Annotated in this window: 11 protein-coding genes and 1 pseudogene; 6 read left to right on the forward strand and 6 right to left on the reverse strand. The window is 59.1% G+C overall.

The annotated features are described in order from the left end of the window. Positions 1 to 192: pseudogene (locus ASD00_RS24200) on the forward strand (S-(hydroxymethyl)glutathione dehydrogenase); the annotation flags it as partial. Between the two features lie 383 nt (positions 193 to 575). Here ASD00_RS24200 and ASD00_RS24205 read toward each other — a convergent pair. Genes ASD00_RS24205 through ASD00_RS24215 form a run of 3 tightly spaced genes read right to left on the reverse strand, consistent with a single transcriptional unit; the run spans position 576 to position 3460 of the window. After that, entirely contained in the window at positions 576 to 887 is a 312-nt protein-coding gene (locus ASD00_RS24205) for an antibiotic biosynthesis monooxygenase (RefSeq protein WP_057209569.1), read from the reverse strand. A gap of 54 nt (positions 888 to 941) precedes the next feature. Then, a complete protein-coding gene (gene lsrK / locus ASD00_RS24210; protein WP_057209572.1) occupies positions 942 to 2504 on the reverse strand; it encodes an autoinducer-2 kinase in 1563 nt (520 codons plus the stop codon). Between the two features lie 8 nt (positions 2505 to 2512). Then, positions 2513 to 3460, reverse strand: coding sequence for a sugar-binding transcriptional regulator (locus tag ASD00_RS24215; RefSeq protein WP_057209575.1), 948 nt, complete (start codon positions 3458 to 3460; stop codon positions 2513 to 2515). Positions 3461 to 3699: 239 nt separating this feature from the next. Between ASD00_RS24215 and lsrA the strand changes: the two genes are divergently transcribed. The 5 genes from lsrA to ASD00_RS24240 all read left to right on the forward strand — a co-directional run bounded on the left by lsrA (position 3700) and on the right by ASD00_RS24240 (position 9596). Next, on the forward strand, positions 3700 to 5202 hold the full coding sequence (gene lsrA / locus ASD00_RS24220) for an autoinducer 2 ABC transporter ATP-binding protein LsrA (RefSeq protein ID WP_057209579.1): 1503 nt from the start codon (positions 3700 to 3702) through the stop codon (positions 5200 to 5202). Further along, positions 5195 to 6226 (forward strand): autoinducer 2 ABC transporter permease LsrC, encoded by a 1032-nt coding sequence (gene lsrC, locus ASD00_RS24225; protein WP_057209584.1) that lies wholly within the window; start codon positions 5195 to 5197, stop codon positions 6224 to 6226. The genes lsrA and lsrC overlap by 8 nt, the downstream gene beginning before the upstream one ends. Continuing rightward, the gene (locus ASD00_RS24230) at positions 6223 to 7239 is read left to right on the forward strand and encodes an autoinducer 2 import system permease LsrD (protein ID WP_057209588.1); all 1017 of its coding nucleotides are present in this window, start codon (positions 6223 to 6225) and stop codon (positions 7237 to 7239) included. The genes lsrC and ASD00_RS24230 overlap by 4 nt, the downstream gene beginning before the upstream one ends. Then, positions 7236 to 8267 (forward strand): autoinducer 2 ABC transporter substrate-binding protein LsrB, encoded by a 1032-nt coding sequence (gene lsrB, locus ASD00_RS24235; RefSeq protein ID WP_057209592.1) that lies wholly within the window; start codon positions 7236 to 7238, stop codon positions 8265 to 8267. The genes ASD00_RS24230 and lsrB overlap by 4 nt, the downstream gene beginning before the upstream one ends. Before the next feature lie 72 nt (positions 8268 to 8339). Then, the gene (locus tag ASD00_RS24240; RefSeq protein WP_057209596.1) at positions 8340 to 9596 is read left to right on the forward strand and encodes a class II aldolase; all 1257 of its coding nucleotides are present in this window, start codon (positions 8340 to 8342) and stop codon (positions 9594 to 9596) included. Positions 9597 to 9999: 403 nt separating this feature from the next. Here ASD00_RS24240 and ASD00_RS24245 read toward each other — a convergent pair whose 3' ends face one another. The 3 genes from ASD00_RS24245 to ASD00_RS24255 form a co-directional block, all read right to left on the reverse strand. Continuing rightward, the gene (locus ASD00_RS24245) at positions 10000 to 11091 is read right to left on the reverse strand and encodes a GSU2403 family nucleotidyltransferase fold protein (RefSeq protein ID WP_057209599.1); all 1092 of its coding nucleotides are present in this window, start codon (positions 11089 to 11091) and stop codon (positions 10000 to 10002) included. A gap of 889 nt (positions 11092 to 11980) precedes the next feature. Further along, complete coding sequence (locus ASD00_RS24250) at positions 11981 to 12676, reverse strand: response regulator transcription factor (protein WP_057209602.1); 696 nt, start codon at positions 12674 to 12676, stop codon at positions 11981 to 11983. Further along, positions 12673 to 14121 carry a HAMP domain-containing sensor histidine kinase gene (locus ASD00_RS24255; protein ID WP_057209603.1) on the reverse strand — a complete coding sequence of 483 codons (1449 nt, stop codon included), beginning with the start codon at positions 14119 to 14121 and terminating at the stop codon, positions 12673 to 12675. The genes ASD00_RS24250 and ASD00_RS24255 overlap by 4 nt, the downstream gene beginning before the upstream one ends. Between the last annotated feature and the right edge of the window lie 275 nt (positions 14122 to 14396).

Here is a 14396-nt window from a genome sequence, read left to right on the forward strand (position 1 = left end):
CGCAGCTGGATGGGCACCGCCTTTGGCGGCGCCCGCGGCCGCACCGACGTGCCGAAGATTGTCGACTGGTACATGGAAGGCAAGATCGAGATCGATCCGATGATCACCCACACCTTGGCCCTCGAAGACATCAACAAGGGCTTCGAGCTGATGCACTCCGGCGAGAGCATCCGCAGCGTGGTTCTATTTTAGTCCAATGAAGGATCACGGTCGACCGGTCGGAATTCCATAAACCCCTCAGGGAATAGGGCAGCCCTCCACCTGTCCTATGCCGAGTTCCCGCTCGGCAAGCAGCGACCGCATTTGTGGTCGCCGCAACAAAATCGCGTAACAAAATCGCAGAATGCATCGACGGAACGCGGCGGTTGCAGCGATGGTGGCTTCCCCTGAGGGAGCATCAAAGCGGTGCCCTGCTCGGGTTGCACTCAGGATGAGAGCAGGCCGGTGTGGCTCCACCTAAGTTTGAGACACCGGCCTCTTCGCCTGGGACGGAAAAATTCACACGGCTGCAGCGTGGGCGCAATTTCGACCAAGCGCGAAGTTTGCATCGCCGCAGTTTTTCCAGAAGCTAAATTCTAAGCCGTCTTCTCAAGAAAGTCTGCCATCTCGGCGTTGTAGTAGACCTTGGTCCGTGGACCAGCAAGAATTGGGTCAATCATGCGGACGCACTCTTTGTAGTGCTCAGTCTTGCGATGGTCCTCCAGAGCCTCGGCCGATTGAAAGACTTCATAGATCAGGAACGTGTTTTCGTCCTGCGGATCGCGCAAAACATCGAAGCGCAGATTGCCGGGCTCGCGGCGTGTGCCCTCGTAGTTGATGCGAAAGGCTTGGAGAAATTCGGCCGCATGGCCTTCCTGGACCTTGATGCTGACCATCTGAATGAGCATGTCGTTTTCCTTGGTAAAGTTAGAGCGGCACGCTGGTGCGTGCGAAGAAAGGGTTTAGAGACCGGGAGCCTTCCACATGGCGGTGGTGACGCCTTCATCGACCAGTTGACGTTGAAGAGCGTAGGCTCGGGCCCAACGCTCGCCGGCATTGTCGTAGATCGCCTTGTGTTCGAGATTGGGTTCGAAGTGTCGGTCCCAACGAACCCAGCTTTCGGCGGCCTCGACGAAATTGCGGTGGAATCCAACGCCGATTGCCGCCGACGCGGCACAGCCGAGAGCAGTCGCCTCCTTGACGACGGGTGTTACCACCGGCAAGCCGGTTGCATCGGAGAGGATTTGTGACCAATGGGCGGACTTGGAGGCGCCGGCCGCAAAGACGATCTTGTCAGGTATTTTGCCGGAAAGTTTGAAAATGGCGGCAAGGTTGCGGGCCGCAACAATGGCGGCGTTTTCCTGCAGAGCGCGAAAGATTGCCGCCTTGCCGGATTTTTCCGGATCGATGGAGAGGTTCAGCAGTGACGGGGCCGCGTGATACCATTTTCCATAGTGCATCACGTCCGAGAACACCGGGATGATGCCGTACGCACCTGGAGGAACAAGGGCCGCCTTCTGCTCCAGCAAGCGATAGGCGTCGCCGCCGGGGCCGACGGTTATGATTTCCTCAGCGCCGAAGCTGTCGCGGAACCACCGCATCACGATGCCGACGAAGAAGCTGATTGCCTCGGCCTGGTTGAGACCCGTGACGACGTGGGGGTTGATACGCAAATCCATCGACGGATCCGTAACAGACGGCGCCACATTGACCACCTGCTGCCAGAAGGTGCCACCAAGCACCGCGCAGTCACCTTCGTTGACGATCCCGAGACCGGCGGCGCCGATCTGGCAGTCACCGCCACCCATGACGACCGGCGTGCCGGCGGCAAGACCGGTTTCTTGCGATGCCTGCGAAGTAACGCGGCCGATCACAGTGCCCGGCTCGGCACTCGGCGGGAAGATATCGTCACGCATACCGACCTTGGACATGGCATCCGGAAGCCAGTTGCGCGCCGCCAAGCTATAAAGACCGGTCGTGCCAGCGTTCGAGGGATCGCTCGCGATCACGCCTGAAAGCCGGGCGAGCACCCAGTCCGAAAGCATGCTGACGCGATGAACACGATCGTAGACGTCGGGAAGGTTGCGCTTCAGCCAGAGTAGACGGGGCAGGGCGCCCAGCGCAAAGGTTTGGCCGGATTGGGCATAGAGTTCCGCCTCAAGCTGCGGAAAGTCCTGCTTCAGGTCGCGAACCTCGTTGTTGGCGCGGCTGTCGACATTCGCGCAAGCCCAGATTTCGCGACCGTCGCGATCATAGGCGACAATGGCTTCGCGCATGCTGGTGGCACTGACGGCCGCAATATCGGCTGCCCGGATCCCCGCATCAGCAATGACGCGGCGGATCGCCCGCGCCAAAAGTGTCCAGTTGCCCGTAACATCGAAATCCATCGAGCCGGCAAAGCGCGGATCAGCCTTGTGCCACCACTCATGCTGGGCGCTGGCGAGCTGGTTGCCGTCGTGGTCGAAGATGACGGCGCGGCCGCTCCCCGTGCCAGCGTCGACGGCCAGGAGATATCTTGCGTTCATCGTGATGCTCAGTCCTTGATCTCGAGCAGGCCGGCTGCGGTGGTTTCATCGGTGATGAGGATACCGACGAATTTTCCCCGCAATGCAGAATGGATGGCTTGTACCTTTTGCAGGCCGCCTGCCGCGGCCACGACCTTTTCGGCGCGCGACAGGGTCGCGAGCTTCACCCCGATCACGCGATCGTGCAGCGGCAGATCGAGCACCTCGCCCTGTTCATTGTAGAACTGACAAAGGATGTCTCCGACTGCGCCCTTGCGGCGCAGCGGCTCCACTTCATCAGGGGTGACATAACCGGAGCGCACGACCGTCGAGGCAGGCGAAAGCTCGCCGATACCAACGAGCTGAAAGGATGCGTTGAGCGCCATGTCGAGCAGGTTGGCGACTGCCGGTTCAGAGGAGAGGTTGCTTGCAACCTGCGGGTCTCTGACGACAAGAGGGGCGGGGACGAGATGGACGCTGCTTCCCCAATTGGCGGTGCGCATACCGTCTACATAGGTTCCGACGCCGCCGGTGAGGCTGACAAGGCCGATATCGCGTTCATTGGCGAGATGGCCGAGCCGCTGAATCGTGTTGCTGACGGTGGCGCCCCAGCCAACCGCCAGGAGGTCGCCATGCTGCAGGCGCTGCATGAGGAACTGGGCGGCCGCCTGGCCCAGACGGTCGCTCGGATCCTGATCGGGCAGTTGCGGCACGACATAGGCCTCCAGCAATCCGTAGCGCTCCTTGATCTGACGTTCGAGTGCCAGACATCCCTGATAGCGCGAATTGATGCGCACCTGGATAATGCCCGAACGCCGACCGCTTTCCAGAAGACGCGACACCTTGATGCGCGACATGTTCAGCCGTTCGCCGATCTCGTTCTGAGTCAAGCCGTCATTGTAGTAATACCAGGCAATGCGGGTGAGGGTCTCCTCGTCCGCATCCGCGTAACTCCACTCGCCATTGTCCGAAGCCATGCGGCCCATTCCTTTGGGTTGTTGTGATCATTTGAATATTGCAAAAACATTTGATACGTCAACGGTGTTGAGTGCCGAAATAATTTATTGATCGGCAACCGACTGATATTGCGCGACTATTTGCGCGTCTGGTCCTCATGTAGTCATTTCCTTCTCCGTTCGACACAGATGACCATATTGACGGTGGTAGGGCATTATGATCACATGATGATAACAGAATACATTTGAACAGGTGGGGAATGGTGAAGGAACAAGCGGCCGGGAAGGTCGCCCTTCTAGAGGACATCTGGAAATCCTTTGGTGCGGTGCCGGTCTTAAAGGGCGTCTCGCTGGCGCTCGAAGCCGGAGAAGTGCACGCGCTTCTCGGAGGCAATGGCGCAGGCAAATCCAGTCTGATGAAGATTATGTCCGGAGTTATCCCGGCCAACTCCGGCCGCATCGAAATCAACGGCCGGACGTTGATGCATGCCTCGCCGGCTCTCGCCCAAGACCTCGGTCTCTATCTGGTGCCGCAGGAAGCGCATATCCTGCCAAACCAGACGGTTTTGGAAAATATCTGTCTGGGCTTGACGCTGTCACCACGCTCGCTGCGGCCTCGCGTCGAGGCGCTTGTTGCCGAGCTTGCCGTTGCGGTGGATCTCGATGCGCAGGCAGCATCGCTCGAGATCGCCGAACGGCAGATCGTCGAAATTCTGCGTGGCCTGGTGCGGGACGCGCGCGTCCTCATCCTCGACGAGCCAACCTCGGCTCTGACACCCTTCGAGTCGAGCGCACTTTTCGAACGTGTGCGAAAACTGCAGGGGCAGGGCGTCGGCATTTTCTTCATTTCCCACAAGCTGCGTGAAATCCGAGAAATCTGCAGCGCGATCAGCGTGCTTAGGGACGGTGTCATCGTGCTCTCGGGGCCGCTCGACGACCATACGGACGCCGAGATCGTGGAGGCAATGAGCCGTGTACCGCTTGCAGCCGGCAACGGACCCGCCAAGCTCGGGCGCAAGGTGGCGCAGATCGGTCAGCCGAGGCTCACGGTGCGCGGGCTGTCGGGAGAGGGCTTTCGCGACATCGACCTAGATGCCAGGGCAGGGGAGATCCTCGGTCTTGCCGGTGTCGTCGGTGCCGGGCGCACGGAGTTTGCCGAGACACTTTTCGGCTTGCGCAGACAAACCGCCGGGAGCGTGCATCTTGAAGGCAAGGAGCTGAAGAACCGGCAGCCACGGTCGTGCATCAATCACGGCCTCGTCTATCTGCCGGAAGACCGCCAGCAGAACGGCCTTTTCCTCGAAGCGCCGCTCTACTGGAATGTCTCGTCCTATCTTATCCATCGCCTGCCGTTTTTCCTGCGGCCGGGAATTGAACGCCGGATCTTCGACGGCTTTCGCGACAGCATGGGCATAAAATGCACCGGCGCCGGCCAGGCAGCGCGTGGCCTTTCCGGGGGCAACCAACAGAAGGTTCTCATGGCAAAATGCCTATCGGCGAAGCCGAAGGTGTTGATCCTCGACGAACCGACGCGCGGGGTGGACGTTGCCGCCCGCAACGACATCTACGGACTGATCCGCACGCTTGCCGGCGACGGCGTCGCCATCGTCCTCATATCCTCCGATTTTGACGAGATCGAGCAATTGGCCGATCGCGTTCAGGTCATGGCCTTTGGCCGACACGGCGGCGAACTCTCGGACGCGATCAGCGTGGATGCAATCGCCAGACTGGCCTTCGGCGCCTCGGAGGCTCACCATGCTTGATCTCTTCGCCCGGAACCGCGTTGTCACGCTCATCTTCATCCTGACCCTTGCCTACGCCGCAATCGGCGCAGCGGCGCCGGGCTATCTCTCCGGAGCAACGGTCTCGACCGTGCTGTCGAGCAGCCTGGTTTTGATGCTGATCTCGCTTGGCACCATGGTCGTTATCCTGACGCGCAACATCGATGTGTCGAGCGGCTCGGTGCTCGGTCTGAGTGCCGCAGTGCTTGGCCTCACGTTGAATGCGGGTCTCTGCCTGCCGCTCTCGATCGCCCTTTGTCTGCTCACCGGCGCGCTGGCAGGTGCGTTCAACGGGCTGATGGTCGCCTATCTCGGCATACCGTCGATCGTCGCCACCCTTGGTACGCTTGGTCTTTATCGCGGCGTCATGCTGGTCATGACCGGTGGACGCTGGATCGAGGACCTGCCGCAGGATCTGAAGGCGCTTTCCACCAATCTCGGCTTCGGTTTCTCAGCGCTGACAGTCGTCGTCGTTCTGCTAATCGTCACGCTCTGGATTTTCGTGCGCAAGACGCGTTTCGGCCGCTTCTTCTATGCGGTCGGCGACAACAAGGCGGCAGCGCACCACCTCGGCGTGCCGGTGCGGCGCGTCCAATTTGCCGCCTTCGTCGCGGCCGGATCTTGCGCCGCTCTGGCAGGCGTCGTCTTTGCCGCCCAGATCGGCTTCATTCCCAACCAGGCGGGCAACGGCATCGAACTCAAGGCGATCGCGGTCAACGTTCTCGGCGGTGTCAGCCTTCTCGGTGGCACCGGATCGGTCGCAGGCGTTGTCGCCGCCGTGATCTTCATCACCTCGATCGACAGCGCACTCGTCTTCCTGAAAATTCCCGCCTACTGGAACGACTTCATCGCCGGTGCGCTACTGCTCTCGGTACTCCTTCTCGATGGCCGCATTCGTCAACTTATCGATCGGCGCATTCGTGCCCGCCGCTACGCCATCCACGATCGTGCGCCCGCCCACGATACCAAGTCTACAACATCCAGGATCGCGGAGACGAGCCGATGAAAAAGTTGATCTTCCGCTGGGAGACCGCGTTGCTCGCCATGCTGGTGGCGGAGCTTGCAATCTTCGGCATCATCAATCCGCGCTTTCTCAATCCCGCGAACCTGATCTACGGCACCTCGGATTTCGTCCAGATCGGCATCGTCGCCTTGCCGTTGACTTTGGTGATCATCGCCGGCGGCATCGACGTCTCCTTCGCATCGGCCATCGGCCTTGCAGCAATTGTGTTCGGAGTCGCGACTTTCTACGCCGTACCGCTGCCGCTATCGATCCTGATATCGCTTGCGACCGGCGCGATTTGCGGCCTGTTCAACGCCAGCGTTATTCACCTGTCGAAGATCCAGCCTCTCGTTGTCACCCTCGGCAGCCTCTATCTGTTTCAGGGAACGGCGACCGTCGCTTCGGGCTTTGTCGGGGCTGGCGGTTACGAGGGGATCGGCAACTTCCCGGAAGCCTTCAATGGGTTCGGCTACGCACAACTGTTCGGGCTGCCCGCGACCCTTGCCGTATTTCTCGGGCTTGCATTCGTGCTCGTGGTGCTCCTGCATTTCACGCGCTTCGGCCGTGCCGTCTTTCTTGTTGGCCAATCGGAGAGTGCGGCTCGTTTCGCCGGTATTCCCGTGGCCACCATCCAGACCGTCACCTACGTCGTCACCGGACTTTGCGCCGCGGTGGCGGGGCTGGTGATGTCCGCCTATTTCGGCTCTGCGCGCGTCGATCTCGGAGCCGCGACGCTGCTTCCAGCCGTCACGGCGGCCGTGCTGGGTGGTGCGTCGATCTACGGCGGGCAGGGGTCCATTCTCGGCACGCTGATTGCCACATTCGTCATCGGCTACCTGCAGCAGGGCCTGCAGGCGAGCGGTGTTTCAAGCCAGATTTCCAGCGCACTTTCGGGAGGGTTGCTGGTTATAGCGGTCGCACTGCGCCACGGAAGCGCTTTGCTTTCCGATTTCGTCGCCGTTGCCCGGCAACAGAAGAGCCGGGCGGCTGTCACCTCAGGAGGAGAAAGAAAATGAACAACACAATCGTCAAAACCGCCGCCCTTGCGGCCAGCCTTCTTGCCGGCACCGTGCTTGCATCAGGTACGGCGCAGGCCGAATCCCAGATCGCCTTCATCCCCAAGCTAGTCGGTGTCGGCTTCTTTACCAGCGGTGGGGCCGGAGCGGTAAAGGCCGGCGAAGAGGTTGGCGCAAAGGTCACCTACGACGGTCCGACCGAGCCAAGCGTCTCCGGCCAAGTGCAGTTCATCAACAACTATGTGAACCAGGGCTACAACGCCATCATCGTTTCGTCCGTTTCGCCGGATGGACTTTGCCCGGCCCTGAAGCGTGCGATGGAGCGCGGTGTGCTGGTGATGACCTGGGATAGCGACGTCAATCCGGATTGCCGGAGCTACTACATCAATCAGGGCACGCCAGAACAACTCGGAGGTCTGCTTGTCGACATGGCCGGCGAGGGCGTGAAGAAGGAGAAGGCGAAGGTTGCCTTCTTCTATTCGAGCCCGACCGTCACCGACCAGAACGCCTGGGCGGAAGCTGCCAAGGCGAAGATCGCCAAGGAGCATCCCGGCTGGGAGATCGTCACCACGCAATATGGCTACAACGATGCGCAGAAGTCGCTGCAGACGGCAGAAAGCATCCTGCAGACTTACCCCGATCTCGACGCGATCATCGCGCCCGACGCCAACGCCTTGCCGGCCGCAGCCCAGGCCGCTGAAAACCTGAAGCGGGCAGATGGCGTCACGATCGTCGGGTTTTCGACACCGAACGTCATGCGGCCCTACATCGAGCGGGGCACGATCAAGCGGTTCGGTCTCTGGGATGTGACCCAGCAAGGCAAGATCTCGGTCTTCGTCGCGGACCACGTCTTGAAGAACGGTCCCATGAAGGTCGGTGACAAGCTGGAAGTCCCAGGCGTCGGCACGGTCGAAGTCTCGGCCAACAAGGTTCAAGGCTACGACTACGAGGCCGAAGGCAACGGTATCGTGCTGCTACCCGAGCGTACCGTCTTCACCAAGGATAATATCGGCAATTTCGACTTCTGATCTTGAAAACACCAGGCCGGGTGGCCTGCGAATGGCCGCCCGTTCTCACTTGATGAAAAATGGAAACCCATCATGAAAAGCCGCTGGGACGACATCGACGCCAACCGTTACGTGGAGGCCGCCCGGTCCGCTGGCCATAGCGAAGCGTTGGGGCTACGCATCTATACCTCGCGCATCATCGGTGGCGATCCGGACCTTGTGCTGCACGGCGGCGGCAATACATCGGTCAAAGTGACGGGCGAGGACGGCTGCGCGCTCATGCATATCAAGGGCAGCGGTTGGGATCTCGACACCATCGAGGCGCCTGGCCTGCCAGCGGTGCGATTGCCGGAGCTTCTGGCGGCGCGCGACGGGCTGAGGCTCTCCGATCCCGATATGGTCGCCTTGCTGCGCGCCAATCTGCTGGATGCCAGCGCGCCCAATCCTTCGGTCGAGGCGCTTTTGCATGCCTTCATCCCCCACGAATTCGTCGACCACACGCATGCAACCGCGATCCTGGCGCTAGCGGATCAACCTGGCATGCGCGATACCGTCGAACGTCTCTACAGCGGCCGCGTAGCCTTCGTGCCGTATGTGATGCCAGGTTTTGACCTATCAATTGACGGAGCTCGCATCTTTGATGCCCACCGCGATTGCGAGGGCCTCTGGCTGGAAAATCATGGCCTGTTCACTTTCGCCGGCACGGCGCGGGCGTCGTACGAATTGATGATCGAGTTTGTAACATTGGCCGAGGAGGAACTGGCGAGCAAAGGGATTAAACTGACCGGTCCGCAACAGAGCGACCGGAGTCCCGACGCCGCTCTGCAAACACGTCTCACCTCAGTGCTGACTGGCGAACGGTCCCCCTTTGCCCCCGGCGTTTCGCTGGATTATCGCTCAACGGAGGCAATACGTCAGCACGTGCGCAAGAGCAATGTCGAAGAGATTGCCCTTCGCGGCACCGTAACGCCCGATCACGTCATTCGCATCAAGCCTTGGCCGATGTTCATTGACGCAGGTGCGCGTGATCTCGAAATCGAACAGGCGCTGGAGAGTTACAAGGAGCGCTACCGCGCTTACTTCAATCGCCACGCCGCGCACTCAGCAGAGCCGAAAACCATGCTCGATCCCTATCCGCGTGTCGTGGTCGTGCGTGGAGAGGGCATGTTTAACATCGGCACCAACGTAAAGGCCGCCAAAATCGGCGGAGATCTTTGCGAGCAGGCGACACGTGCGATCAATGCTGCTGAGTCGTATGGCCGATTCACGCCAATTGGAGAGGCCGAGTTGTTCGCCATGGAGTACTGGGTTCTCGAACAGGCGAAACTGAAGGTCACTCAGGCAAACTGAGCCGGAAGACGGCAGCGGCGATTATGGCTGTATCGGCGCATGGCAACACAAGAATTGGCGCCGTTTTCCGCGTGGCTGCTTGACCGGGGATCGTCTCTAACCTGCGGGTATGCCGCATGCCATCGCCGCGCATCAACTGTTTTTTTACTTGAAGAATTCTTCGATATTGGCCGGAGTTTTTTGCCGGTTATGTTGGGTACGTTGCACCCAACTCCTTGGTCATGCTGGCGACGTGTTTTCGCGAGGCGGATTGCCAAACTCTAGTCCAGAAGCGACAAGCCACCCGACATTCGCGTGGTAGTTTTAGAAAAAAAACATGCTCCATAATGGGTCCGGTCTTTAACTTCGTCTTGTTGTCTCACGGACAGTCCCTATTACCTGCGACGACACGCCCTCTACTTCCTCACTGCCGATCTTCGGGGCGTACCTTGCCGATCTCCTGATTACCCCGCCGCAGAACTTGGAAGAGCATCTTTCGGCCTTGCTCCGTCAACAAGTCCGTACCCTCCTGCAGAGCCTCGCGCCATGCAGGTCCGCGCTCTTCGGCTTCTTCATATGCAAGTGCAAAGTCGGATGCCCGCCGCGTCTCGTAGAGAGCTTCAAAGAGGAGTTCGGCCTGTTTAAGGTCTTTGTCGCGCTTCAGAACGAAGTGGCCGTCCGTTCGGCGCTTGGTCGCAATGATAAGCTTGTGAACAGCGTACCGAGACGGCTCCGGAACATTAACCGGGATACCGCTCTTGTGCAGCAGCACCGTTCTCATCGGATCTCGGATGAGGAAGTCCAAGTAGCGCAGCGGGTCTGCGCTGGCACCGCCGAGAGCGGGCATCGTTGACGGCTGATCGCTATAGTCGTCGGAGCCGCGGTTGGAGGTCAGGAACTCCACCCTGTAGCCGCGCTTGGTTTGGAACGCACTCGACGCTGCCGATCCCGATCGATGCGGGACAGGCCGGAAGGTGGGATCGACCGAGCGCAGGAGATCGAGGATCGGGGGGAGGGAGTCTTCGACCTCCCGGCTGACGGCGTAGTCTTGAGCGATGTCTGCATCGCCAGTTACGATCGTCGCCATGGGCAGGCGCACGCCGAGGATGCCGCTGTAGGTCTGGAAGGCCACCGTGCCGATGAGGACGCCGCGGAGCCGAAACAGGCCTCCGGCTGCGAGCGCCTCGACGATATCGCCGGACATGGGGTCGGGCGCGATCATGCCTCCTTGCCGGGTCAGCGAGGCCACGATGCGCCTGCGATCCCGCAGACTGTCCTTGTCACGTTTGAAGTCCTCGACGCGCTGCGCGATCTCTTCATCGTCAGCAGGACCGACGTAGCGGCGCTTCTTGCCGCCCGAGCCATCCGGCATGTCGAAATACCAGTAGCGCTTGCCCTTGACCTCTGATGTGATGAAACGGCCCTCGGGCGGGAAGTCTGCTGTCCATGCCGCGTCCATAGTCCTCTGCGCCAGCTCAGCAAGCATCGTCTGGTACATGAGGTCGATGTTCTTCAACGTCATCTCCTACGAGTTGTGACCATTTATGCAAATATGGTCATAACAGAAAGGAGGCGGGAGGGGAACATGGGTTAGAAACGGTGTCGCGTGGATCGTCCTGCGGGGTTCGAAGACTGTGCATAATGCATGGGGCCGGCCACGTCGGCAATCATTCTTGACCATACGCTCGGGTGATCGCTTCTCCCCAGCGCGGCCGCCGGTATCATGGGCAGACGAGCATTATGCCCGTCTTGTTCTATTTTGGACGGCCTGGGATCGCACATGTGGCGGCTGGATTGCTAACCCTGTACGACGGTATCGAGGGCCAGCGTAAACCGGCTCCGGCGTATCCTCGGCTTGGTTTTTTCTTTCTCTCATGCTATATGTAGGTAATTGCTTACATTGAGGTCTACCGCACAACCCAGGCGTTGCTCAACAAGCGACTGAGATAACCCGTGGCCAAAACGAGATCGAGTGATCGCCGCATAATGTATACTCGCGGTCGCGCTGCGCACCCTGTTGACCGCCCGGAAAAGCCGAAAAGATGCAATAATACCTCGAAGCGTCGTCCGCTCACGCCGCCTGGTGGACGTTCCTTGTGAAGGCGTAGTCTATGCTTCGAGCACCAAAACTTTCGCTAAATCACTGAATTAATAGGGATGTTCTATGGATGTCCGCAGCTCGACCGTGACCCACGGCAACTTCGCCTCATGAAGGAGGCTCGCCGTTGCGAACTAAAGGTTGGAACGTCTCACTTCGAGGGCGTGACCGCCAAATTGCATTGTCGACATCATTTCCTACCAATTGGCCTCCTCACCGATCGACAGCGACCTCAAGGCGCGGAGAGGCCAGACGCGGCCTCGGCGAACATGCGGGCCGCAGATGGGGCCAAAATCTTGTAGAATCTTCATTGCACAACGGTCGGGGCTGTGAACGTATAGCCCACCCCATAGACCACTTTTATCGGCACATGCAGGTTGGTCTGCTCCCCTATCTTACGGCGAAGGCGGCTGACGACTGCATCCAGATGCCGGTTATCAAAATGGGTTCTGGGGCGGGCAAGGGTCTCCGCCAGTTCCTCGCGTCTGCAGATGCCACCGTCATGTTTGCAAAGCGTATTGACGAGCGCGAACTCGGTTGCCGTTAGCTTGAGCGAGCGTTGGTTGGGCGCAGTGAGAGTCCAATTTCTGCTGTCCAACGCCCATTTGCCTGCCCCGCCGTCCGCTAAATCACCTTGATCACCTGTTCGCCGCAGTAGGCTACGGATCGCTGCTTCGATCTCCCGCAAGGTGCTGTGCTTGACGAGATAAATGTCGGCTCCACTTTCAAAGCCGCGAATGCGGTCGTCACCGTCGCCAAGAGCTGTAAGCATGATGATGCCGCAGCGACCGGCCTCACGGATTTCGCTGGCCAGGTCGAAACCATTGCCATCAGGCAACCCGACATCGAGGATGATGACATCGGGCGGCTCATCATTTGCCAGTGTCTGCCGCAAACCTTCTGCTGTCGCAGTTCCTTCGGCCGTGAAACCGCACAATCCCAGAAAATCAACCAGATCCCTGCGCAGTCGCTGTTCGTCCTCGACGATCAAAATGCGGGTCAACCCATTATCTCCTCTTGCAGGGCGGGCTCTGTCGTTCCGCTCAAGATAGGCACACGCGCCACAGCCGCCGTTCCCCCTCCTTCACGGGGTAGCAGCTCCAATGTGCCGCTATGATAGGCCAGAAGCTTACGGGAAGAGTAAAGGCCAAGCCCGGTCCCGCTTCCGGCCTTGGCGTTGGAGGCTCGGAAGAAGCGGCGACCAATTTTGTGTGCCTCAGCTTTCGGTATACCGATACCGCGATCACACACTTGGATAACGACGAAGCCACTTGCCGACAGGGTATCAATATGAATGGACTGGTTCTCGGGCGAATATTTGAAGGCGTTGTCGATGAGATTGATGACGACGGTTGCCAGCATATCGGGATCGACGAAAACCGAAGTTGATTCCCCGTACGTTTTGAAATGCAATCGTTCCCCGCGCCCGGTCATTTCGAAATGGAACTGCACGTCGGTCATCAGAGATCCGATCTGCATCGATTGCGGTCGAAAGCCATTGTCTCGGTCGTTCGTCATGAAGCGATCAATAAGGGAGAACAGCCGGTCTAGCGCCTCGCCGATCCCGGTAAGCCGTTCCTTTGTTGCTTCACGCGATCTGTCACCGACCAGACCGATCATGTCGGCCGCATTACGGATGACCGCCAAGGGAGTGCGAAACTCGTGACTAACAATGCGCATGAAGTCCGCCTGCTCCTCACGAAGCGCGCGTTCGGTTTCAAGGCTGGTATTCAATTGGTTTTCAAGGCTCCTGCGTTCCACCACTTCCCGTAACAAAGCGTCGTTTTTCTCGCGTAGGGCCTCTGATAGTCGCGAACTGACCATGAAGAGGAGGCAGGCAAACAGAGCGATCAGAAACAGAACGCCCTGCAACAGGTACCAGGCGTTGCGATTGTCGAGGACCGTGATGTCTTGGGCGACGGCCGGGTTCCAGTACTCGATCGCGCTGTGAATTATACTGGCTGCGATATATTCGGCCAATACCGCAATGGTAATCCATCGCAAAAGCCAAGGCTGTGTCCGGTCATGCAGGAGCGCCACGGACATCAATGACATCATGATGATCGTGAAGAGGGTCGATGAGTGGATGCGGATGGCAATGTTGCCCGGATCGACGGCGAGGGCGATGCTCCAGGCCACAATCTGAAAAATGAGCAGCGAAATACCGATCCAGGTGTAGCGGGGTTGGCCAAGGAAGCGCGCCAGTCCTTCGGCGAGCAGGACCAGACCGAGTTTTATTACAGTGTTGTGCAACACGATCGACCATGCGGCAGGCTGCTCGCCTCTCAAGATCATCAAGAGAAGCCCTATGGCAATGGCGGTAAACCCCGCAGCAAGGAACTTGAGCTCGTAGAGATGACGCCATGCCAACCAGACGAAGATCCAGACGATCGCCTGCAGGCTGGCAGTCGCCAGATTGACGACCAGGACTGTCTTGAGGTCAAGCATTCTTGAGCATTTGTACGGTGTCCCCTGCTGCTTCAAGTCACGCGATCATGCAACCTATAGCTGGCAGGAGTCCAGCGCAGGCGCAAGAACAATCAAGTGATGCAAGAATTTACAAGAGTTCAGCTGAATTGATCGATTGATGTTTTTGTCTGTCATCGATCGCAAATCCCAAGAGCTCTGCATGAAGCGTCGGCTGTAGGATTTGGTCAGAATTGAATCGTTTTGTTCGGTTGAATCTCCGGCATTTGTCGCTTTATCGTTCGCATGGTTGTGGC

This window comes from Ensifer sp. Root31, from assembly GCF_001424825.1.
GTDB classification, from domain to species: domain Bacteria; phylum Pseudomonadota; class Alphaproteobacteria; order Rhizobiales; family Rhizobiaceae; genus Ensifer; species Ensifer canadensis.